This window comes from Mycobacterium sp. SA01, assembly GCF_041287105.1.
GTDB lineage: Bacteria > Actinomycetota > Actinomycetes > Mycobacteriales > Mycobacteriaceae > Mycobacterium.
In genome coordinates, this window is sequence record NZ_JBGGNO010000020.1 from 599,417 (window position 1) to 621,550 (window position 22,134).

21 protein-coding genes are annotated in these 22,134 nt (G+C 60.1%); 9 read left to right on the plus strand and 12 right to left on the minus strand.

Going from position 1 to position 22,134, the window contains the following annotated elements; all coding sequences use genetic code 11:
- Window positions 1-63: 63 nt before the first annotated feature.
- Genes AB4879_RS22085 through AB4879_RS22095 form a run of 3 tightly spaced genes read right to left on the minus strand, consistent with a single transcriptional unit; the run spans window position 64 to window position 4,449 of the window.
- Window positions 64-636 carry a low molecular weight phosphatase family protein gene (locus tag AB4879_RS22085; RefSeq protein ID WP_370509550.1) on the minus strand — a complete coding sequence of 191 codons (573 nt, stop codon included), beginning with the start codon at window positions 634-636 and terminating at the stop codon, window positions 64-66.
- A gap of 13 nt (window positions 637-649) precedes the next feature.
- Window positions 650-2,110 carry a sugar transferase gene (locus AB4879_RS22090; protein ID WP_370509284.1) on the minus strand — a complete coding sequence of 487 codons (1,461 nt, stop codon included), beginning with the start codon at window positions 2,108-2,110 and terminating at the stop codon, window positions 650-652.
- Window positions 2,111-2,139: 29 nt separating this feature from the next.
- Window positions 2,140-4,449: a UDP-glucuronate decarboxylase gene (locus tag AB4879_RS22095; protein ID WP_370509285.1), complete on the minus strand. Its 2,310-nt coding sequence runs from the start codon at window positions 4,447-4,449 to the stop codon at window positions 2,140-2,142.
- A gap of 665 nt (window positions 4,450-5,114) precedes the next feature.
- Here AB4879_RS22095 and AB4879_RS22100 point away from each other — a divergent pair.
- Together AB4879_RS22100 and AB4879_RS22105 are read left to right on the plus strand one after the other, a co-directional pair.
- Window positions 5,115-5,924: a class I SAM-dependent methyltransferase gene (locus AB4879_RS22100; protein ID WP_370509286.1), complete on the plus strand. Its 810-nt coding sequence runs from the start codon at window positions 5,115-5,117 to the stop codon at window positions 5,922-5,924.
- Between the two features lie 149 nt (window positions 5,925-6,073).
- Window positions 6,074-6,811, plus strand: a complete 738-nt coding sequence (locus tag AB4879_RS22105) for a methyltransferase domain-containing protein (RefSeq protein WP_370509287.1) — start codon at window positions 6,074-6,076, stop codon at window positions 6,809-6,811.
- Window positions 6,812-6,823: 12 nt separating this feature from the next.
- On the opposite strand, the gene AB4879_RS22110 is transcribed toward AB4879_RS22105, so the two are convergent.
- The 3 genes from AB4879_RS22110 to AB4879_RS22120 form a co-directional block, all read right to left on the minus strand.
- Complete coding sequence (locus tag AB4879_RS22110) at window positions 6,824-7,756, minus strand: glycosyltransferase (RefSeq protein ID WP_370509288.1); 933 nt, start codon at window positions 7,754-7,756, stop codon at window positions 6,824-6,826.
- Window positions 7,750-8,847 (minus strand): NAD-dependent epimerase/dehydratase family protein, encoded by a 1,098-nt coding sequence (locus AB4879_RS22115; RefSeq protein ID WP_370509289.1) that lies wholly within the window; start codon window positions 8,845-8,847, stop codon window positions 7,750-7,752. The genes AB4879_RS22110 and AB4879_RS22115 overlap by 7 nt, the downstream gene beginning before the upstream one ends.
- A 73-nt stretch (window positions 8,848-8,920) precedes the next feature.
- Window positions 8,921-9,784, minus strand: a complete 864-nt coding sequence (locus AB4879_RS22120) for an SMP-30/gluconolactonase/LRE family protein (RefSeq protein ID WP_370509290.1) — start codon at window positions 9,782-9,784, stop codon at window positions 8,921-8,923.
- Window positions 9,785-9,867: 83 nt separating this feature from the next.
- Here AB4879_RS22120 and AB4879_RS22125 point away from each other — a divergent pair, with 83 nt between their 5' ends.
- The 6 genes from AB4879_RS22125 (at window position 9,868) to AB4879_RS22150 (ending at window position 15,324) form a co-directional block, all read left to right on the plus strand.
- Window positions 9,868-9,993, plus strand: coding sequence for a hypothetical protein (locus tag AB4879_RS22125; protein WP_370509291.1), 126 nt, complete (start codon window positions 9,868-9,870; stop codon window positions 9,991-9,993).
- A gap of 12 nt (window positions 9,994-10,005) precedes the next feature.
- Entirely contained in the window at window positions 10,006-11,433 is a 1,428-nt protein-coding gene (locus tag AB4879_RS22130; RefSeq protein WP_370509292.1) for a hypothetical protein, read from the plus strand.
- A 14-nt stretch (window positions 11,434-11,447) separates the two neighbouring features.
- Window positions 11,448-12,284, plus strand: coding sequence for a 6-hydroxymethylpterin diphosphokinase MptE-like protein (locus tag AB4879_RS22135; protein WP_370509293.1), 837 nt, complete (start codon window positions 11,448-11,450; stop codon window positions 12,282-12,284).
- Window positions 12,281-13,243 (plus strand): Gfo/Idh/MocA family protein, encoded by a 963-nt coding sequence (locus tag AB4879_RS22140; RefSeq protein WP_370509294.1) that lies wholly within the window; start codon window positions 12,281-12,283, stop codon window positions 13,241-13,243. The genes AB4879_RS22135 and AB4879_RS22140 overlap by 4 nt, the downstream gene beginning before the upstream one ends.
- Before the next feature lie 86 nt (window positions 13,244-13,329).
- Window positions 13,330-14,241 carry a hypothetical protein gene (locus AB4879_RS22145; protein WP_370509295.1) on the plus strand — a complete coding sequence of 304 codons (912 nt, stop codon included), beginning with the start codon at window positions 13,330-13,332 and terminating at the stop codon, window positions 14,239-14,241.
- A 24-nt stretch (window positions 14,242-14,265) separates the two neighbouring features.
- Window positions 14,266-15,324 (plus strand): glycosyltransferase, encoded by a 1,059-nt coding sequence (locus AB4879_RS22150; RefSeq protein ID WP_370509296.1) that lies wholly within the window; start codon window positions 14,266-14,268, stop codon window positions 15,322-15,324.
- Between the two features lie 31 nt (window positions 15,325-15,355).
- On the opposite strand, the gene AB4879_RS22155 is transcribed toward AB4879_RS22150, so the two are convergent.
- Both AB4879_RS22155 and AB4879_RS22160 read right to left on the minus strand, forming a co-directional pair.
- The gene (locus AB4879_RS22155) at window positions 15,356-16,693 is read right to left on the minus strand and encodes an O-antigen ligase family protein (protein ID WP_370509297.1); all 1,338 of its coding nucleotides are present in this window, start codon (window positions 16,691-16,693) and stop codon (window positions 15,356-15,358) included.
- 154 nt (window positions 16,694-16,847) lie between these two features.
- Complete coding sequence (locus AB4879_RS22160; RefSeq protein WP_370509298.1) at window positions 16,848-17,363, minus strand: hypothetical protein; 516 nt, start codon at window positions 17,361-17,363, stop codon at window positions 16,848-16,850.
- Between the two features lie 225 nt (window positions 17,364-17,588).
- Here AB4879_RS22160 and AB4879_RS22165 point away from each other — a divergent pair, with 225 nt between their 5' ends.
- On the plus strand, window positions 17,589-18,701 hold the full coding sequence (locus AB4879_RS22165; RefSeq protein WP_370509299.1) for a glycosyltransferase family 4 protein: 1,113 nt from the start codon (window positions 17,589-17,591) through the stop codon (window positions 18,699-18,701).
- A 13-nt stretch (window positions 18,702-18,714) separates the two neighbouring features.
- Here the strand turns inward: AB4879_RS22165 and AB4879_RS22170 are convergent, their stop codons facing one another.
- The 4 genes from AB4879_RS22170 to AB4879_RS22185 form a co-directional block, all read right to left on the minus strand.
- Window positions 18,715-19,683, minus strand: a complete 969-nt coding sequence (locus AB4879_RS22170; protein ID WP_370509300.1) for an NAD-dependent epimerase/dehydratase family protein — start codon at window positions 19,681-19,683, stop codon at window positions 18,715-18,717.
- Between the two features lie 119 nt (window positions 19,684-19,802).
- Window positions 19,803-20,528 carry an SDR family NAD(P)-dependent oxidoreductase gene (locus AB4879_RS22175; RefSeq protein ID WP_370509301.1) on the minus strand — a complete coding sequence of 242 codons (726 nt, stop codon included), beginning with the start codon at window positions 20,526-20,528 and terminating at the stop codon, window positions 19,803-19,805.
- Window positions 20,525-21,454, minus strand: coding sequence for a phosphoglycerate dehydrogenase (locus tag AB4879_RS22180; protein ID WP_370509302.1), 930 nt, complete (start codon window positions 21,452-21,454; stop codon window positions 20,525-20,527). The genes AB4879_RS22175 and AB4879_RS22180 overlap by 4 nt, the downstream gene beginning before the upstream one ends.
- The gene (locus AB4879_RS22185; protein WP_370509303.1) at window positions 21,451-22,125 is read right to left on the minus strand and encodes a cytidylyltransferase domain-containing protein; all 675 of its coding nucleotides are present in this window, start codon (window positions 22,123-22,125) and stop codon (window positions 21,451-21,453) included. The genes AB4879_RS22180 and AB4879_RS22185 overlap by 4 nt, the downstream gene beginning before the upstream one ends.
- Window positions 22,126-22,134: the final 9 nt, after the last annotated feature.

Consider the following 22,134-nt stretch of genomic DNA (forward strand, 5'->3'; position numbering starts at 1 on the left):
ACTAGCAGCGCGGCGGTGCGGCCAACGGCCTTGGACCCGAGCTCTTGCCGTCCCCGATGTAGGTCAAGAGGTGCGGCCCAACTCGAGGACGAACGGCAGCAGAGCAGCGATTTGTGAACCAACAGAATCAAACACGTCAGGATCCTGACCGATGGGGTCGTGAATGTCGAATAGCTCCCGTGGGGTTAGTTCCGGACGCAGGGCGGCTAGGTCCGCGAGCGTGGTTGCGCCGTGCACAGAGGTGAGTTGAGCGACCTCGCTCAACATGAACGTGCGATGCAGTTTGTGGGGTGCGATCTGCAGCGCCGCGTCGCGATGTGCCTTCGTCATAGTGACGATCAGGTCGGCGTTCGACATGTGCTTTGGCTTCAACTGTTTAGCAGCGAAATTCGCGGCATCGCCGCCGAGCCTTGCGATGACCGTGGCCGCGTCAGGGTGAATAGGATGGGCGATCACCGCGCGGGTCCCTGCGCTGGACGCCTTGAAGTTTGAGATGTGCGATTGGTCCGCGTACGACACGGCAAGCCGCTCTGCCATGGGTGACCGACAAATATTGCCGGTGCAAACAAACAGAATGTGCAGGATGTACTCCTTGCCATCCGGCGTCCGCGCCGAGACGAATTGTCTCGGGTGAATCGATAAGACGCCGCTAGTATGCGCCGCTGCGTGCGAAAACCACCCGAGGTGTCTTGGCCATGATCCGGAAATCCCACATCAAGGACCAGCTCCCAACGTACACAGAGTCAAGATGCTGGAGATCTGCGTACGTCAGCTGGCTGCGTCCACAGACCTGCCACAAGCCGGTGATACCCGGCTTGACGTCCAGGCGCGCCAAGGCGGCACCGTCAATGCGGTCGGACTCCTCTGTCGGTAGGGGCCGCGGCCCGACCAATGACATCTCGCCGATGACGACATTGATCAGTTGCGGGAGTTCGTCCAGGCTGGTCTTGCGGATGAAGGATCCGACCCGCGTCACCCTGGGATCGTTCGCCATTTTGAACAGCGGTCCATCAGACTCGTTGAGCGCAGCGACGGTGTCGCGGCGCTGCCACGCGTCAGCTGTCATGGATCGAAACTTGAAAATTTGGAAGGGCTGCCCGGCCCGCCCCATTCGCTCCTGCCGGAAGAACACGGGTCCCCGGCTGTCCAGTTTGATGGCGATTGCGACCAGCAGCATTGCCGGCGAGAGCACCACGAGCGCCAAACTTGCCGCGACGACGTCGATAACCCGTTTAGTCGCGCGAGCACCCGGCCCCAAAGACGCGGTCGGTAAGTGCATCAAAGTGAGCCCGTGGAGCTCCTCAGCTTCACTGCGCCAGTTGTGCAGTTCGAAGTAGCGCGGGATCTCCGACACCGGCACGCGGCCTTGCAGTCCCCGTAGCGCTTCCAGCACCGCCATGTCGCTCGCGTTGGGGAAGCCGACGATGACCCGGTCGATGTTATGCGCCTCGCAAAGGGCGGGCAGATCAGCCAGACTGCCGAGCGCGTGCGCTCCCGCTGGCGCTTCGTCGTCGACGTGCCCGACCACGAACGTGTCCGGACACCTGCGAAGTCTGGATGTCAATCGATCCGAGATTGGGCCTGTGCCCACCACCAGAATCCGAGTGACAGTCGGGTCGAACATCCGGACGACCAGTCGACGCCCTAATGGAACCAGGATGATGGCGGGTAGCACCATGGCCACCGCCGCAGTCAACGTCATTCGGCCGCCGCGCAAGAAGAAGGCGTCGACGGCGAGTGCAAGTAGGGCGGCCGTCGGGAGGCATCGCGCGATCACCGCAGGCCGCCACCACTCACTCGGACGCAGCCGCGAGGCGGGCCGACGGTATAGCCCGTGCAGGTGCAATGCGACCGCCATCGCCAGCGTGGCGATGATGACGCTGCGGACACCGAGCGTGCCGGCTCGCTGAGCACTGATCTGGCTGAGGACCACCGCACCGATTGATGCCGAGGAGCTCAGAGTCACCAAATCGGCAATCTGCAGGAAGTACCGGTGGCGCAGACCCACCTTTTGAGCCTGCTTCGTGTCATTGTCGGGCTGTTTCGGTATCGGCGCAGTTCGCCCGGCCTGGTGCGCCGATGGATGTGGTGGCGTGATTTCGATCGTCATAGCAGTTCCCCCGTATTTCACTTACCGCGTCACCAGCCGAAGCCGATCAGTCGGAGACCCGATCCGACAAAATCGGCTTCCGACAGGCAATTCCTTCCATCGACGACCAAGTCGCCGCGCATGACCCGACGAAGCCCAGCAGGGTCGATCGACCGGAACTCCGGCCATTCTGTCGTCACGACAACAGCGTCAACTCGGTCGGCTGCCTCGTAGGCATCATGTGTTATGCGGATGGACGACAATTCGTCAGGCAACGACTTGACGACCGGATCGAATGCCGACACCACAGCTCCGGCAGCGAGCAGGCGACGGGCGATGTCCAAAGCCGGCGCGTCACGCAGATCGTCGGTCCCGGGCTTGAACGTCAGGCCAAGAAGCGCGATCCGCCGGCCCTTGAGTACATGGAGCTCTCGCTGAAGCTTGCGGACGACACTCGCACGCTGCGACTTGTTGATACCCACCGTCGCTTGCAGCATCGATGGCGTATAGCCGTACTCCTGGCTGGTCGAAATCAGCGCGGCGACATCCTTACCGAAGCAGGAGCCGCCCCAGCCCACGCCGGGATTGAGGAAGGCACTGCCAATCCGGTGGTCGGCTCCGATCGCAGGCAACACCTGGCGGACGTCGGCACCGAACAGCTCGCACATCTGTGCCATTTCGTTGGCGAAACTGATCTTGGTGGCCAGGAAGGCATTTGCCGCGTACTTGATCATCTCGGCGGACGCGAGGTCCGTCGTGATCAGTGCTGGCCGAAGAGTCCGGCGTCCACCCTCGAATGACTGATCAAGTACCGGTGCGTACAGCTCGGCGACGTGGTTGACATCGGCGGCTGCGCCTCCCAGCACGATCCGGTCCGGGTACAGGAAGTCGTCCAGCGCGCACCCCTCGCGCAGGAACTCCGGGTTGGACACGACATGGAACGAGAGTTCCCGGTCGTCCCCCAGGGCGTCTTCCAGGATCGTGCGGGTCCAGTTGCCGGATCCAACTGGAACAGTGGACTTATTGACAATCACCACGCCTGCGCGCAGGTACGGCGCCAACGACTGGATTGCTCCTTCCAGCTGCGAAAGGTCGGGAGCGCCTTCTGGACCTGGGGGAGTCCCCACACAGAGAAACACGAAGTCGGCGTCGGACAGCGCGTCTGCGGGACGATCGGTGAACTGGAGCCGACCGGTCGACAGCGCGGCTTTCAACATCTCCGGCAAACCGGGCTCGACGAAGGGTGCCTGGCCTTGATTGAGCTGGCTGGTCCGCATCGAGTCGCTGTCGAGGCCGCAGACCGAGTGCCCTAGAAACGCCAAGCAGGTGGAGGTCACAGCGCCCACGTAACCGGTTCCGATTACAGCGACTTTGTGTCGGGGATGTTCCTGTACTTCCTGGATTGAGTAGGACGCCGGCGAACCGGCGGTGAAATCACCGTGCATTTGATCGCGGAACCAGGAAATGGTCTTCGTCAAGCCCTCGGTGACGTCGACTTGGGGCTCCCACTGCAATTCGGTTCGAGCCAGGGTGATGTCGGGCTGGCGCTGGGACGGATCATCCCGCGGCCGCTCGTAGAACTCGATCGGCGAGTCGGACCCGGTGATCTCGCGGATCTGTTCGGCCAGCTCCAGCATGGTCAATTCGTGTGGGTTGCCGATGTTGACCGGACCGGCGAGGTCGGAGAACAACAGTCGTATCGCGCCTTCGACGAGGTCGTCGACGTAACAGACCGATCGGGTCTGGCTGCCGTCGCCGTGAACCGTCATCGGCACGCCGGCCAAAGCCTGGTTGACGAAAGCGGGAATAGCGCGACCGTCATCCGGACGCATCCGCGGGCCGTATGTATTGAAAATCCGCATGATGGCGGTATTAACGCCGTGCTTGGTGCGGTATGCGGTAGTAGCGGCTTCGGCGAAGCGTTTTGCTTCGTCATAACAAGAGCGTGGGCCCACAGGATTGACGTTGCCCCAGTAACTCTCGGGCTGAGGATGCACATGCGGATCGCCATATGTCTCCGACGTGGAGGCCAGCAGATAGCGAGCGCCTTTCTCCTTCGCCAAGCCGAGAGTATGAAGCGTTCCGAGTGAACCCGCCTTCAACGTCTGAATCGGGAGTTGTGCGTAGTCGATCGGCGAGGCGGGGGACGCGAAGTGCAGGACGTAATCGACCGGCCCCGGGATCGAGATGAAGTCGCTGACGTCGGTCTTGATTAGCTTGAAGCCGTCTCGGCCCTGCAAATGAGCGACGTTCTCGGGTTTGCCGGTTACGAAGTTGTCGAGGCAGATCACATCGATGTCATGCGCGAGCAGCGCCTCGGCCAAATGCGAGCCGACAAAGCCCGCACCACCCGTCAACACAGCCCGACGTCGCACTACGCCCCCAGAATTTTGCGGTCGACGCCTACTGGTTGCGTCAACTTCCTGAATGCAGTCAAACGCTGGCGGAGTACATCACTGAGACGTCGCCGCGAACATTGTGCGGGCCAGATGGCTGCTGCGTTCACGTTTTGAGTTCCCCCGGCCTTCGGCCCCCAGCCAGTCCCCAGCTAAGACCCCTTGTCAGCTGGCTCTTCCCGGCAGTAGAACGCTATCATCGTGCGCCTCCTCCAGCAACGGGAAGTTGGATGTCCACGGCGGGCATTATTGCACTGCAGCCGCACTTCAGGGCAGCAAACCCGGCTGGATATTTACGCAGCCTTTCGGCCTCAGTCTTGAGGGTTGCGGGCACCGGAGCCAGCCCCCGGCCTTTCCCATTGGCTCGATGCTTGATCCGCGGCCGGACAGCGGTTCCGCGCATATGCCTGACTTCCACTCGGCCCCTATACTCCTGACCGGATGCATGCCTACCTCGAGGTGTCGTGTGAAGATGGCAATGCGTCAACGTGGCGGTAACACGCCGAAAGTGGAGGGGATCCGTGAGTAGTCCGGACGAAGAATTCCGAGTGCCCATCGTCACGGACGAGATCGTTAATCGGTACCGACAGAATTACGCCCTACCTCCGAGCGTGGCTATCACTAAAGAGATGGTCGAACAGCACGCCGAACTTGAACGACGCCTAACGGAGCGCCTACTGACGTCGCGACCGGACAATCGCACGGCGGTATGGGTGGAAAGTTATGACACGCTGTATCACGATCTGCCGTGGCTGGCGGGAACCTCCTCGGCAAGCGTCGGAAATGCTGACCTGGAATTCGGTCATTTTCTTAAACTGATACCTGCCGGATCGAGTGTCATCGAAATTGGATCGGGTGCCGGATCATTATCGCGGTATCTGAGTGACCACGGCCGCCCGTGCGTCGCGACTGACATCACCGAAGAACGCGGAGGAACCCGCCAGGACGGATCGGTGCAGTGGCATGCGACGGACGGTGTCCATCTCGAGGACTACGAAGCCGGCCGACTCTACGATGCTGTTCTCTCCACGCAGGTGATCGAACACCTGCACCCGGATGACGTCGAACGGCACTTCCGAGGCGCCGTCGAATTGCTCAGACCACGCGGCTTCTACGTGTTCAATACCCCGCACGTCTTCATGGGTCCCGCGGACTTGTCCCGCGTATTCGCCTACGACCGCGCTCGCTTCATGCACCTCAAGGAATACACCCATGCTGAGCTCGGAGCATTGGCCCGGCGAGCCGGCTTCCGGCGGGTGCACGCGGTCTATGTCCCCCCGGCTCCCATCCGGGCGAAGTTCCCGTTCTTGCTGCGCGGAGGTTGGCTGTACAGATACTTGACGGCGATGGAGCGCCTCATCGGGGGACGTCGGGTCCCTCGGCCGATCTTGAGGGCACTTCTCTTTCACACAGACGTCTTCCTGGTCGCCACGAAATAGTCGATTGCGGAAAACGGGCGACGGATGGAATCGCAGCCGACAGTCGTTGGCGTACAGCAGGTTCGAGTGCCGCGGGATGTCGTGACAACTCGCTACCAGTCGGTCCGCTCGCACGACCGGCTAGTTGACGGACTGATACCTTGAATGCCATGGATTCTCCCGATGGGGCACTTCAGGACTACTTCTACGGGGTCCGTCATGCGATTGATTTCCGGCCTGAGGCCCGCCATAAGTATGAGCAGCAAGTGGCTTCGCGGGATCTTGTGTTGGACGTAGGCGGGCGAAACGCCCAGTCGCGAAGTCACCGCCAGTTGCGGGACCTGTCGACGAATCCGAACACGCGGATCGTGTCGACCGATGTGGTTGATGACTATCAGCCGGACCTGGTCGACGATATTTGTCATTCGAAAATCGAGTCGGAGACCTACGACGCCGTCTACCTGGACGCAATCTTGGAGCACGTCGAAGAGTATTGGCTGGCGATGGATAACATCCATCGAATCCTCAAGCCGGGGGGCGAGGTCTTCATCTATGTCCCATTTTTTTGGGAAGTGCACGACCTCATGGATTTCCACCGGTTCACCATGGCTGAGGTCGGTCGACTGCTTGAGGGCCGGTTCTCGGAGTATCGCCTGTTCTTACCCGGCAATCAAGGGTACGGCGGGGTGCTCTGGCAACTCCTCACATTCTATTTGATCGACTATTTCCCCAAGCTCCACAACGCGCTGGCGATGATCACCAATGTCGCGGCAGTTCCCCTGATTGCGCTGCGGTACCTACTGGCTCCGCACCGAAAAGGGCGCGGCCGCATATCTTTTCGCGAATACCGATTCCTGTGCACCCATGTCTATGTGAACCACGGGTTCTGCGCCTGGGCGAAGAAGTAGTTGCTCCGGTGATCAGGGACGGCGGCTCGCGGAGTGACCGTCGAGCGCGTCGAGGACGGACCGATAGAAGTGGTATCTAATCCTGAATTTCGGGTTGAATCGCAACGGGGCTGCAAGCGCACACTTGATACGGAGCTCTCGCCTTGAGGTACCGAACAGTTCGATGACGTTTCCGCCGAACGTCGGTGACCACTTCGCATTCACCTCGGCAGCACTTCTCACGGACGCCACCGCCAGCCTGGAAAAGTAGTCAACGGTGGTGCGATCGGCAGGTATGACATGCCGCAAGGCGAGGGCCCCGACGGTTCCGACACGATAGCCTTTGCTTATCGCATAGAAATCCAGATCGACGTCCTCCGACGAGGACAGCTGTGTACCAACACGTCCCGGCACATACGCGCTGCCCTCGGCGATGGATCGATAGTAGCCCTCGATGACTTCCCGACGGACAGCCATTCCCGCGCCGATGGCGAAGTGCTCGTTGTACGGTGGCGCGTCGGCGAGATGCGCATCGTCGATCTCCAGGCGGCGAACCGCCAGCATGTTCTCGAAGTGAGTTATCCACGGCGGCGGCTGTTTCCGGTACTCGGGCTCGATCGCGCCGCTGACCACACCGATCTTCGGGTCGGTGAATATGGCGCTCACTTGCCTCAGGTAATCCGGCGCAAGGAGGTTGTCGTCGTCAACGAATACCAAGATCGAGCCTTGGGTGTGGCTCAGCCCGCACTCACGGGCCTTGGAGAGACCCTGTTGAGGCTCGACGACCATACGCACGCCGCGGTCGGCGAAGCGCGGCCGGGTGCTGACGGGCGGGCTGCTGTTGTTGTCGACGACGAGGAGTTCCCAAGCCGCTCGGTCCAAGTCCTGCGAAAGGATCGCGTCCAGGGCCCTGGCCAACACATCGTCAGCGGGGTTGTATGTACACACAACCACCGAAATCAGCAATTTTTTAGCCTGCTGATCGTGTAACCGGCGGCGACCATCCAGTCCTCGACCCGGGACCATGACTCTTCGAAATCCACCGGCGGACTCCATTGATCGAGGACGTGTGTTTCGAACTGCGTCTCGGCACTCATGATGTTCAAGACCGTTCTCTCGATGACGGTCAAGCTGTAACCCGAGGGAAGTGCCTTGGTGATGCGTTTTTTCACTGTGTCGAACCGGCGTTCGCCCATGCCCCTGATCAACGTCCGCAATCCCGACCCGCCGATACGGCCGCCGGACAGACTTCGGTAGAGCGGTCCTGGCCGCAGCGAGGAAAATGCCTCCCGCACTTCTTCTTTCAAACCCAGAGGATCTCGGTGCAAGCGCGGCAGGCGCACGGCTTTCTGTCCGAGCGCCGCTTCGATCCGCTCGATCCACGCACTCCATCGGTACGGTGACATTTCGGCCAGGTGATAGAAGTGCGATCCACGAAGCTCATCCCGATCGACCAGGAACGACAGGTAGGAGGCTGCGTTGGCGACGTCTGTGGCGTTGCAGTATCCGTCGATCCCCTCGACGGCGACCGGAAGACCAAAGAGAACCTTGTTCGCCAGCGCGACTGTCCAGTTCGGCGAACCGGGGCCCCAGATATTGCCGAGTCGCACGATTTGGATGCTGTTGGACTGGAATTCGTCGAGAATCAGATTCTCAAGCTGAACCTTGGCCTCGATGTAAGCGTAATCGCGCACCGGCGCAACTGGTCCGGTCGATATCGGCCTTTCGAAGCCGTAGCCGAAAACGGCCTGAGTGCTCACATGGATGAGGCGGGTGTTCGGCCCGGCTAGGGCCTTGATCTGGCCTAGAATCTCCTTATTCCTGGCTGGAAAGTACTGCGGAGGTCCTGAGGTCGGATAGGCGAGATTGATTACGACATCGACATTGCCCAGTGATTCGATTGCTTCGGGGGCAACAACTTTGAAGCCCGAATCGCGGAGCAGGAATCGCCCGTTCTCCCGGGTGATCGCATTGACCTGGTAATCGACGCCACGCAACTGCCTAGCCAACTCCAGGCCAACGTAACCAGCCGCGCCAATTATGGCGACCCGCTTCATGGTATTTCGCCCCCAAAGTAATCGGGCATTCCAGGACCCGACAACGCTTGAGCCCTGAGGATAGCACCGCGTGTCACCCGGCGAACTCGGCCAGCGGTGCGCCGCGAGATTGGGTCTGAACTGCGAAAACCGACCCCGCAAGCGGCTCATCTTCGGCGAGGAGGCCTTGGCGGGAAGTTGTGATGAACAGCGTGCCGCGGTCACGGCTGCCGAAGGCACACGAACTCACCTGCGAAACGCCCGGCACGCTGATCGTTTCGACATGACGACCCGCGGCGTCGTAATGGTTCACGCCGCCGCCGCCCCATAGGGCGACCCAGAGCCCACCTTCTTCGTCGATGGCCAATCCGTCGGGAAACGCGTCGGGCTGTCTGATTGACACATGGCTCCGCCGACCGAACCAGGCGCCGGTTTGAGCGTCGACATCGAAGGCGACCACCCGCCGGGTGGGCGTGTCGACGTAGAATACCTTCGAACCGTCCGACGACCACTGCACACCGTTCGAAATCGACACTCCATCAAGTACTTTGCTTACTTTATGGTCGGCCGATACTCGGAAAACCGAGCCAGCTCCGGGCGTCGTCGCGTAGGCCATCGTGCCGACGATGAAATCGCCAAGAGGGTCGCAACCACCGTCGTTGGTGCGCAAGGCCGCGTCTGAGGTCAGCTCGGCTATCGGTCGGCAAATCGCGAAAGATTCGTCGCAAATCGCGACGCCGTGTTCGGTCGCCACCGCGTAGCCTCCCGCAGCCCTGCGCCGAATGATTGTCACGACCGGGCTCGGCAACTGGTGGCGAATGCAGTTGCCGGCACCATCTATAGACACCACCGTTCCTGCCAAGGCATCGACGAACAGGAGTCGGTCCGTGTGTTCGTCCCAGAAGGGGCCTTCGCCGTGATAGGCGACCGAACGAGCGAAAAGCTCAGCTTCAAGCATAGGACGTCATGGCTTCGGAATCGGGCGATGTCGCCCCAGCGGGTGTTTGACCGGCGTTTCTATCGTAGCCTGAGCGGCAGACCATGGACACATCATCACTGGCCTCGGCGACGGTTGCCACCGCAGATCTCGGTGCTGACTTCGCCGACCGTCGGCGTCCAATTTTCACCCGACCGACGATTTCGCCCGCGATCGACGAGGAGCGCTGAGGGTTGCGGGCGATGTTGTCGCGGGTCTGGAATTCTCCGACCTACACGACTTGGGGCAGCCTCCTCGCCAACTCTCTCAGCGCCGTCGTCGTACTCCCTTTGGTTCTCACGCGGTTCAGCACGCAGGAGATCGTCGTCTGGTATCTCATCGCGACATTTCTCGGCCTGCAGCACGTGGTCGATATCGGCTTCAGCCCCACTTTTAGCAGGATCATCACCTACCTTTTCGGCGGAATCGGCGTGGACGATCTGAGGCGTCCCAGCAAGAGCGGCACTGGAGTCCTCGACCGGGACGATCTGAACCGGGTCTACTCGACGATGAGTTCGATCTACCTATGGCTGGGTCTGGCCTGGACGTTGTTGCTTCTTGTTGTCGGATCCCTGGCGCTCAACCGGCCGATCTCACAACTGCAAGACCCTCGCTCAGCGTGGCTGGCCTGGGCCGCCGTCCTGGGAGTCTCCTATATCTCATTCTGGGGAGAGAAGTACGTCTCTTACTTGATGGGCCTGAATCAGGTTGCGCTACTAAGGCGCTGGGACACCATGGCCGCACTCGGAGCTATTCTCTCCAGCTTCCTGGTGCTGTACCTCGGGGGCGGGCTTCTCGCGCTAGTCATCGCGAATCAGTCTTGGCAACTACTCAAGGTCGTCCGAAACGGCTGGCTTGCCCGGTCGGCCAATGGCGCGATGATGCGCGGGTTCACCAAGCGGCCGTTCAACAGGCAGATCTTCAACGCTGTGTGGCCCAGCGCCTGGCGCAGCGGTGTCGGTGTCCTGTTGAGCTACGGGGTGATCCAGTCGAGCGGGATCATCTACGCCCAGGTGGGCAGCACCGCGAGTGTCGCGAGTTACCTGCTGGGTATGCGTTTCATGCAGATTCTCACGCAGTTCTCCCAGGCGCCCTTTTACAGCAAGATACCCGTCTACTCGCGGCTTTACGCAGAGGGCAAGAAAGACGAGTTGTTGCAGATCGCGCAGCGCGGTATGCGGCTGTCCCACTGGGCATTTGTGGTCGGATTTCTGGGCATCGAGTTCGTCGTTCAACCGCTACTGCGCCTGATCGGCAGCAACGCCGCTTTTCCGACCTCCCTGTTGTGGACTTTGATGGGCCTGGGATTCTTCGCGGAGCGATTCGGTGCGATGCACATCCAGCTTTACAGCACGACCAACCACATCGTGTGGCACATCGCCAATGGTGTAAGCGGTACCATCTACTTGGCTGTGAGTTTTGGATTACTCAAGGTGCTGGGCGCCTATGCATTTCCGGTGGGGATCATCGCAGGCTATTACGGTTTCTATTCCTGGTACGCGGCAAGGTTCTCCTATCGAGAATTCAACCTCAGGCCGGTGGCATACGAGAAATCTTGTTCTGTCATTCCGGCGGCGGTGCTGCTCGCATCGTTTGTCGTGACTATTTTGCAATCAGGCATGCGAATTTGAATCCAGGGGGGACGATGGGAAACACATCCACACGGATACTGGGGCGCCTTCAGCGCGAGAAGACCAAGTATCAGAAGGCAATCACCGAACTCGTCTGGTCGGTGACCCCCGCTGGCAGGCGGAGTCAGTCGGAGTTGGCCGGTCTGAACGGGATGTTCGCTGGGAGGCGCTGTTTTGTGATGGGCAATGGTCCTAGCCTGCTGAAATGCGATCTCGGCCTGTTGAAGGACGAAGTCACGATCGGCAGCAACGCGCAGTACTTATCGTGGGACACCATGGGTTTCATCCCGACTTTCCTCACCGTCGAGGATCGACTCGTGGCCGAGGATCGTGCCGCTGAGCTGTGCGCGCTCGCGCGGCCGACGAAGATCTTCCCACGTGACCTCCTGTACTGCCTACGGGAAAGCCGCAACACCATCTTCATCAACTTCGTCAGGGACTACCAACCATTCCCGAGATTCACCTCTGATTTCCAAAAAATTGTGTACTGGGGCGGCACTGTTAGCGTGTTGAACCTTCAGCTCGCATATTATCTCGGCTGCAGCGAGATATACCTGATTGGATTCGATCACAACTACCAGGTACCGAAGGACGTGAAGGATTTCGTGATCACGTCGCAGGGGGATGACGTCAATCACATTCATCCCGACTATTTCGGTAAAGGTTATCGTTGGCACGACCCGAACCTCGCGCGTATGGAGCAATCGTACATCGAGGCCCGGCGATTTCTGGATACGCAGGGAATACCGGTCAGGAATGCGACCGTCGGTGGGCACCTCGAGGTCTTCGAAAGAATTGACTACGATACTCTGTTCAGCTCAAACGCCACCCAAGGAGACGGCCGAGAATGACCTCGCAACAAAGATTGGGCATCATTGGTTGTGGTGCGGTCGTACAGATGAACTATCTGCCCGCTCTCGCTTATTATCCCGACGTACATTTGGCTCGCGTCAATGACCTGGATACAGAGGCTGCTGCCCACGTGGCAGCGCTCAGCGGAGCTGTGGCCTCGTCGCAGGAGCAGATTATGGCGGACTGCGACATCGTGATCGTCGCGACGCCGCCTGGGACCCATCGGGGGCTGGTCGAGAAGTTCTTGGCGGACGGCCGGACTGTGATCTGCGAGAAGCCGTTTGTCGGCCGCAAGGCCGATGCCGAGTACCTCGCCGAGCTCGCCACAGAACGAAACAGCAGGCTTTTCGTCGCGCACTTTCGTCGCTGCATTCCGTCTGTCCAGCTGGGCCGGGCCTTGATCGAATCCGGGATACTCGGCCAGGTAACCGGCGTGAGCGCGTACGAAGGTGGCCGTTTTGCGTGGCAGTCGAAGTCGAGCTACGTCTATAAGGACCCCCACGGTGGCGTGCTGTTCGACACCGGGTCTCACACTCTTGACATGCTTCTCTATGTCGCGGGTTTGGATACGGGGGGTCTCGAGGTGACGGATGCCCGTACCGAGAGGGACTGCCCCGAGCCTTCGAACGAGCTGGAGGCGCGGGTCTCGTTCCGTCGTGAAAGCCGGGACATTCCAGGCCACTTCAAGTTGAGCCGGGTTGGGGCGACCGCCAACAAGATCCGCGTGGAGTGCGAGAACGGCTTCATCGAATTGCCGGTCGGATTGGCGAACTACGTCAGGATGGGTAGAGGGGACGGACCGGCGGTCATCGTCTATGCCCGGGAGTCCTACTCCGATCTGATGGACTGTTTCGCGCTGCAGCTCAAGCAGATGTTCAGCCGCGACGATGATGACACGTTTGCGGCCGACCGGTTCATCAACTTGACCGGGCTTCTCGAGTCTGTGAACGATGCCTGATATGCAGTCGCAGGTGGCGCGCTGGCGGTGTTCTCGCGTTACGTTGTCACCATGAGGTGAGTAGCCGCCGTGGCAGTGAAAATCGGATGGGGGAGTTCATGTCAAATCGAGTCCGCGGTGCGATCGCGCGCCTGCCGAAGGCCCGTGAAGCTTACGAGTGGGCGCGCGGTCTTCTCGATAGCGAATCGATCAATCAGCAGTTGCAGATCGGCCTCCTCGCGCAATACCGGGCTCAATTCCGCGCCGGCGTCGCGCCGTTTGAATCGATCAGTGATGCTGGATTCCGCTGCTACTCAGAGTTCGAAGAGGACGGCATCCTGCTTTACGTGCTAGCCGGCATCGGGATGAAGACCAGGCGAGTTGTCGAAATTGGCTGCGGAACTGGCGCCGTCAACATGTCATCCAATCTGATACTGAACCACGGATATAAGGGCTACCTGTTCGACGGCTCATCATCGAACATCAATGCCGCCGACGCTTTCTACCGGTCGAAAAAGGATTGTCACCTCATACGACCGGAACTCAAGCAATCGTGGATCACCCGAGCCAACGTCAACGAGGTCCTGGCATCGGCAGGCGCGGCCGGCGAGGTCGATGTCTTCTCACTCGATATCGACGGTAACGACTGGCACATTTGGGATGCCATCGACGTAATCCAGCCTCGAATCTGCGTCTTCGAGACCAACGACATCATCCCTGGTGATCTGAGTCTGACGATTCCGTACGTACCCGATTTCAATTATCGGGACCTTCCCGAAGAGCACCAGGATTTCAGGTCGGTGTCACTCCTCGCGATGTCGAGACTCAGCGCGGCCAAAGGTTACCGCCTGATCGGCGCACACCGGCACGGATTCAATGTCTTCTTCATGCGAAATGACGTTGGCCGGGAGCTGTTTCCAGAGATACTCATAAGCGAAATTCACGATAACCCCTGGACGCATCACGGGCAGTCAGATCGGTGGCCGGCAGTCCGCGACATGGGATGGCAGGAAGTCTAACTCGGCGCGCGAGACAGGTCTTCAATGCGGATTCTCTGGCTTACCAATGCTTTTCGTGCCATGGCACACATACGTGAGGAACACCTTCGCGACGTCGGCGTGGAAATGATGCTGATCACGTCGAATCGGGGCTTTTCCAAGCACTTTGGGCCGGTGCGGGATTACGAGACGGTCCTGCTGGGGCGTCCGGTGCCGTGGAAGGACTGGGTCCCGTGTTACCGGACATACCGAGAGGTCAAGAAGTTCAGACCCGAACTCGTTGTCACAGAATTGCTGGCGGACCCCCGCTGGCGAGCGTTCGCGGGCTCGACTCCGCGAATAAATCTGGTCCACGACGCTGACCCCCACGATGAGAAGCATCGGCTTCCCATCTGGAACCGGCTGGCGTTCAATCGCTGGAACGACAATGCGGACGCAATTGTGGCGTTCAGCGACTATGTGGCGTCACGCCTGATCGTCCAGGGTAAAGACGCTTCGCGGCTGCGGGTGGTGCCCCTGCACAGTGACCTGGACCCGGCGCTCGTCCCTGAGCCGATTCCGGCCGGCGAACGGAGAAACTTCATCGTGTTCGGGCGCCAGGACCCCTACAAGAATCACGCTGTGATCCTTGCGGCCTGGCAGGCTCACACGGCCAGCAGCGCATGGCGCGGCGATGAGCTAATTTTTTACGGGGAGGGCGAGGTTCCCGAACCGTTGCCACCCCACGCTCGCTGGATACCTGGACAGTTCAGCTACGAGGACGTCGTCGGCGAATTCGCGCGGGCTAAGGGGTCGATCGTTCATCACACCGAGGGCGCGTCTCAGAGCGGAGTTCAGCTTCTGTCGATGCAACTTGGAATTCCAACTCTCGTATCGACGGGTGGTGCGTTGCCCGAGTACCAGCCCGCAGGCCTCAATGTGACAGGTGTTGACGACGTCGATGGATTGGCGCGGGCAATCGACGCACTGGCCGATCCGAATGCGGTCGACTCACAGAGTCGCATCGTACGAAGTCATTACCACGACAACTACGACGTCAATCTGTTCGCGAAGTATTTTCTTGAGGTTGCCGATGAAGTGGTGCGCAAAAAACGCCCACGATGACGTAATCCCCAGAAGACGAACACGGCGCACCTCAGATGCGTGGGGTTACTGCTCGGGCTTTGCGATTTGGTTCCCGCGCACCATCGGGTGTGGGCGTCCCTGGGGATAGCGTCGCCGGACTGTCAGAGGCAAACCCGATCATGCCGAGTGCCACCAGGGTGAACCACACAGGCTGTACATATCCAGGGGCCAGAAGAGCTTCTGTGCTTCCCACGCTCGCCAATAACGTGAGCATCGACAAACTGGCAACATCGACTTCAGAGTTGCGGCGTGCTATGACAACGGCAAGCCACGCCACGGTCATCAAGAAAGCCAGAGCAGCGATCCAGCCACCGTCGAATAAGGCCTGGAGTACGGAATTGTGCGGTGATTTGCTCGCGCTGCCCGGAAGTCCGGAGAAGAATCGTCGATACGTCGTCGAGGCGCCGGAGACATACTGTCCGGACGTTCCGAACCCAAAGGTCTTGTGAAACCAGTCCACTCCGTATTGGTAAAAGTCGATGCTGCGAGACCACACCTGAAGGCGAATGTTCAGCGCTTGTGAATTTTGTTCGCCGACCCGCTGCAGACGCTGCCACAGGTTCAGTTGCTGCGTCACATCGCCGGTGAAAGTCAGAATGAACGGGCTGGTCAGCAGAATTCCTATTGCCCAAGGTGCGAGCCGGCGCAGAATTCGTGGTGCGAACGTCGCCAGTACGAGAAGCAGGATGGCTGTGAACAAGGCGGACCGCCGGTCGCCCTGGACGAGAACATAGATCGCAGCCACTGCGGCGACGACCCGGTACATACGGAACTTATCTGTCCGCCGGATTATCAGCACCGCCGCAACCAAATACGCGGCTGCCAGGGTTGGCCCGCTGGTGAGCGCCCCGGCCAAGGGGAAGAAGACGCGCTCGCCGCCGGTCAGGAAATTATCCATGACTACGGGAGCGTTGGCTGTCCCCCCGATACCCGCTGATCGGAGCGCTACGGCGGTCACCAACAGTAGTCCCAGCCCGTCAACCAGGGAAACAACAGCGCTTGTTCTCGAGTGCGATTGGGAGACGACCAGCGCCATCACGCCGCAGACGAGCGCATAGTAAAAGGCGGCAGTCTGCGTCTCTGGAAGGTTCGGCCGCAATGCAATAGCCAATCCACCGACCGGGAGTATCAGAGATGCGAGCGTCAAGCGGACCCTATCGGCTGCGCGATAGGCGATCACGATGGCTGCTGCGCCGATGACCACCACGGCGAGCAGAGCGATACGGAGTTGGATATTGGAGAGTGCGGCAGCGGTGGGCAAAGCGATAAGTAACCAATTTGGAACAGCCGAATTCGCAGACTGATCCGGCTGTACTTGTTGTTGCACTACTGGCTGAGAGGTGTTCAAAGCTTCGCCTCCCACTCCAACCTCGCCCACACCCCGGTCCAGCGAATCACTCGATCTCCACTAGAGGTCGCCGAAATGGGTTCGTCCGGGGATGAAAGCGAGGCGGCGCTGCCCGTGGTGGCCATTCGGAAAGCGTGATGGACACCGTGTCGGGTTAGAGTCCCAAAGCTGAATTTAGGTCGGAGGAGCACGATTTAGAGGTGGTGCATACCTTGATGCACCAGCGGGTTGCAGCGTCAGTGGTCAAGCAGGCTGGTGTCTTGCCGTTCTCAACCATCTTGGCGTAGTTCTTGCTCATATCGTCGGCATTCTGTTTCGCCTTGAGGACTTCCTGCCCCTCCGGGCTCGCCACGGAGTTACCAGGGTGACCGTTCAAGGCGCTCAAGTCGTTGCAGTTCAGGTCGATGAGGTAGTTCTGGCCGCCTTCGCTACGACCGCTGGAATTGAGAAAAACCGCCTTGCGGCTGCCTGTGACCATGCAATCGTCGAGGGCGAGAAAGCTCCCTGTTTTGGTCGCGATGAGCAGCGTCTGCCCATACTGTCCAGCCTTCTGTTGAGCCTTCGAGTACGTCAGCCCGGAGTATTCGTTAATGGCGCCGGCGGTCCCAGCTCCGAATATCGCCATGAGCGCACTGGCGGCGCCAACACCGCAGATCAGGTACCTTTTCACGGACTGTCTCCCCCTCGTGAGCCGTTACTTGGTGAGCATACCGTTCTACCCCCGCCCGCGTATGGAGAGCTGTTGGTTTGGCCACGACGGGATTGGGCTGGAAAGGTTACGACCGATGAGCAGCGCCGATTCGTCGAACTGTCGCTCCCGCCGTCTCGGCGGCCTTTACGAGAGTCGTGATCAAGCGCTAGCCGGGGCACCCCCGAGATTGGAGGCGTGCCACTCATGAGCGGCGCGAGCGTGACGATGATCGGCAATTTTCCTCCGCCACTGGGCGGCGCCGCATTCGTCAACGAGTCGGTGTGGAAGTCGCTCGTCGACGCGGGTATCCCTGTGACGAGGGTGAACGTCTCTGGCCCGACCCTGACGCATAACCGGAGCCTTTCGTATCATGCGCGCAGGTCTGCCAGGAATTTCGTGGGTCTGAAGCGGGCGCGCGCTGCGGGCAGCCTTGGCGCCACGCTCTATATCGTCCCGGATGCGGGATTGGGGGCTTGGTACACCCGCGCGCATATCGTGGGTGCGGCCGGTCGCTACGGAGCTGTAATGATCCATCACCACTCTTGTCGTTACATCGAGCAGCGTGACGATGCCATTGCAGCGGTCACGACGGCAGCTGGCCAACACGCCACCCACGTTTTTCTCACCGAGGGAATGGCCGCGAATTATCAACGGCAATACGGTGACGTAAATTTCCGAGTCGCGACCAACGCTCGGTTCGTCGCAGACGAAGCCGAACGGCCTGCGGCCAGTCGTCCGTCCGGGCCGATTCGCATCGGACACCTGAGCAATTTGTCCAGAGACAAGGGCTTTTTTGCCGTCGCCGACGCCTTCGACACAATTCGGTCGGTCGGCGTTGACGCGACGCTCGCGTTGGCAGGCCCGACACTCGGTCAGGAAGTCGAGGACCGTCTCGCGGATATTCGAAGAAAACACGGATCAGCTGTCAGCTACTTGGGTCCGTTGTCCGGAAACGCCAAGGCCGAATTTTATCGCGAAATTGACCTATTTCTGTTTCCGACCGCATTCAAACAGGAGGCGGCGCCTCTTGTCATCTACGAGGCGCTCGCTGCCGGTTGTCCGGTCCTCGCGACCGATCGAGGGGTCATCTCGGAGATCGTCCCCGCGGTTGGCGGCGCGGTATGCGGCCGTGACGATGATTTCTCGGCATTTACGCTTCAGCACATCCGCTCGCAGCAGTGGGACCAAGAATCTCGCAACCTTCGGTCCGACCAGATCAAGGAATGGATCAGGGTAGAAGCAACCACCTCGTTGGCGCAGTACGGCGCAGTATTGAGGCAACTGGCCGAAGGCCCGCGTCCAGGCAACGCTGCGTAGCAGCTGGTCCCCCTCAGTGCCCGTGCTGGCGCATCCACTCGATTGTTTGTGCTGTTGCAACCTCGAGCGTGAAGGGCAGTGGACCAACGACAGTCTCGGTATCAGCCGTGTCGTAGACCATGTCGGTCACCATGTTGTTGAATCTGAAACTCGTCATCGGGAACCGCTTTCCGAATTTCCCTAGGCCGTCGCCCACCGCAGCTGCGGCGCGAAGGGCTGAGGCGGGAACGGTTTTCACGGGCCTGCTTCCGAAATGCGTCGCGATCTGATTGGCCCAATCGGCCACGACCACAGGCTGGTAATCGGCAAGCAAGAAGGTCTTGCGGTCGACGCTAGATTCTTCGACCTCTAACAATCGTTGCAACTGGTGCACGAAATTTCCAACGTACCCATAAGATTTGCGCACCACTTTGCGGCCGGGATTTACATAAAGTCCCTTTTTGATCAACGAGAAGAATGACAGGTACGGTTCCCCGAACCAAGGTCCCCAAATTCCGGTCGGCCGCACGATAGTCCACGTTCCGATGGCCTCGGGCGCAGCTCGAACAAGCTCCTCGCCTTTCGTTTTGCTTTGGCCGTAAAGAGTCGAGGCGTGATAATCAGTCTCGTACCGGGGCACGTAACCGAGATCAAACACCAACCTGGAAGACGCGAAGATTGTGCGTCGGACGCCGCCGACCGCCTTGATGGCTTCGATCAGATTCTCGACGCCGGCGATATTTGCCGCGAAGTGCTCAAGCCCCTTGCGTTGCTCCATATCGGTGCGAGCTCCCAAGTGGACTACTTCGGTCGGTTTGAAATCCGCGAGAACCTCGGTGAGGGCAGGACGATCCAAGAGGTCGACCCGCTTATAGACATTGCGATGTGAATTGTTTTTGGGCGCCGCGATGTCGATACTGCAGACGGCATCTCCGCGCTGTAGAAGATGCTCGACAAAATTCGTGCCGATGAAGCCTGCCCCTCCAGTCACAAGCACTCGCATGTCGCGACCCTACATCGGCACATGAACCTCTGCGATTCGGCCCCTGGTGGGCGATCACGCACGTCTTCGACTGGTCTCAGCTACGTAGGTCACCGCTCCCGTGATTATGGGATTTGCCCTTATTCTGACCCCAATCGGGCTGTAGCACCGCCGTCGACGACCAGAACAGATCCGGTGACGAAGCTGGCATCCTCACTGATCAAGAACGACACCGCTGCGGCGACATCGCTCGGATCGCCGATGCGGCGCAACGCAGTTCGCTGACGCAGAATGGCCTTCCGCTCCTCGGCTGATTCGTCGCCCCACCGGGCGAAGCCTTCGCGAAGCTTCGCGGTATCGATGGCTCCCGGCGCGACGGCGTTCACTCTGATGTCCGGGCCGAGATCCAGTGCCGCAGAACGAACCCAGCCTTCCAACGCCGCCTTCGTTGTGGCGTAGGCGGTCAACCCGCCGGTAGTGGCACGTGCATGCGCGCTGCTGATCGCTACCACGGAACCGTCATTGGCTGCGAGACTCGCACGCGTGCCCGAGATCAAAGCGTCGACGGCGATGACATTGACCCGCAGCGCGTCGACCCAATCGTGCAGGGATGTTTCCCCAGCCGCAGCGATGGGCTGCGCGGCGGCATTGTGTACGACAGCCTTCACCTCGTAGTTCTGGGCAAGTTCGCGACCGAGTTCCACCAGCTGCTCGGACTCGCGCATGTCAAGCTGGAGGTCGACATCGGCAGCGGGCGCGGCGTGACGATCGATCCCGATCGCGAGGTAACCATCACTACGCATCCGTTCGCATAGAGCGGCGCCAATCCCACCCGCAGCGCCGGTGATGATGACCGCTTGGCTCACTTCGTGAGTTCCTCGAGGAGGAAGTCGACGGCGGCGCTGCTGGCCCGCTCCACGCCCTGGCGTGTGTTCGACCCGTTGTGCGCGCCCAGTACGACATTCGGGAGCGACCGCAGCGGGCTGTCCAGGGGGAGAGGCTCGACCTCGAACACGTCCAGCGCCGCGCCGGCCAGACGCTTGCCTGCAAGTGCGTCGATCAGCGCAGGTTCGTCCACAACCGGACCTCTGGCGACGTTCACGAGGTAGGCGTCGGGGTGAACCATGGCAAGGGTGTCGGCGTTGATCAAGTGCGTTGTCTCAGGGGTGAGCGGGCACGATAATACGATGAATCGACTTGTCTGCAAGAGAGTTTCGAGGCTGACAATCGTTGCGGTCGAACGCTCCTGAACGAAAGGGTCATATGCAACGACGTCCATATCGAAGCCTGAGCCCCGTTTGGCGATCTCGCGACCGATCGCTCCGAAGCCGACAACGCCCAGCCGCGTGCCGGCGAGTGTGAATCCCTCCCACTTGGGCCATTCGCCGCGTCGCACCGCGGAATCTACTGTGATGAATCCGCGTGCGAGATTGAGGACGTAGCCGAATGCCGAGTCAGCGACTTCTTGACCGAAGACGCCGGGAGTGTTGCGTACCGTCACCCCATGCTCCCGGGCGGCATCGTGGTCCACTGAGTCCATGCCGATTCCCCAACGGATCACCGTTTTGAGGTTGCCGGAACCCGCGAAGAATGAACGATCGAGCTCGTCGTCGCCGGCGATGATGCCTACCAGCCGAGAGCGGTATTCGAGTAACTCGGCCGCCGTGAACTGTTGTCGCCCACCGAGTTCCGGAGCGACGACCTCGTAGCCGAGGCTCTCGATTCGCTGGCGGTGCCGGGGAAGCTCGACCTGCATCTGCCGACAGGTGACGAGTATCAGGGGCGTGCTCATGTATTGATCGGGTTGCCGTGAGCGATAGCTTCCGCCAACGCGAAATCTTCTTCGGTATCGATATCGACGGCCTCCAGCGCCGACATCTCGAACATGTGCGGTCGCGCGCCGATTCGGTTTCCTCGTTCCCGCAACAACTCCGGGGTGAATATGAAAAAACACGAATTTTCGATGAACAACGGCGCCAGGTCCTGTGTACGAAGGAGCACCGCCGGATCGTGGTTCACCGGCCGCGTTTCAGCGTCCCACAGCCTGGCCTGCAGGCGGGTTACGCTGAAGACCGAATCGAACTCGGTGTCAGGACTATAAAAGGCCTTCAAAGCTGCGGAAACCGTGTCGGCCTTCAGGAATGGGTTGGTCGAATGCGTCTGAAGGACGACATCTGACTCGACTTGGTCGAGTGTGTTGAGCAGGACGTCGTTCATGGCGATGTTGCCGTCGCGCAGGTGCTCGGGCCGGAGGAGCACCTTCACCAGGGGAAAGTTCTCGGCGCAGTCGTCGATGATGAAGTCGCTGTCGGTGTCGATGACGATCAAGTCGATCTCCGGGACAGCACTCAGGGTGCGGACGACATGGTGATATAGCGGCATGCCGCCCAGCGGGCGATAGTTCTTCCCGGGCACACGCTCACTGTTGTGGCGCATCGGGACGATCGCGACGGTGTTGGTCATTGGTTCCTG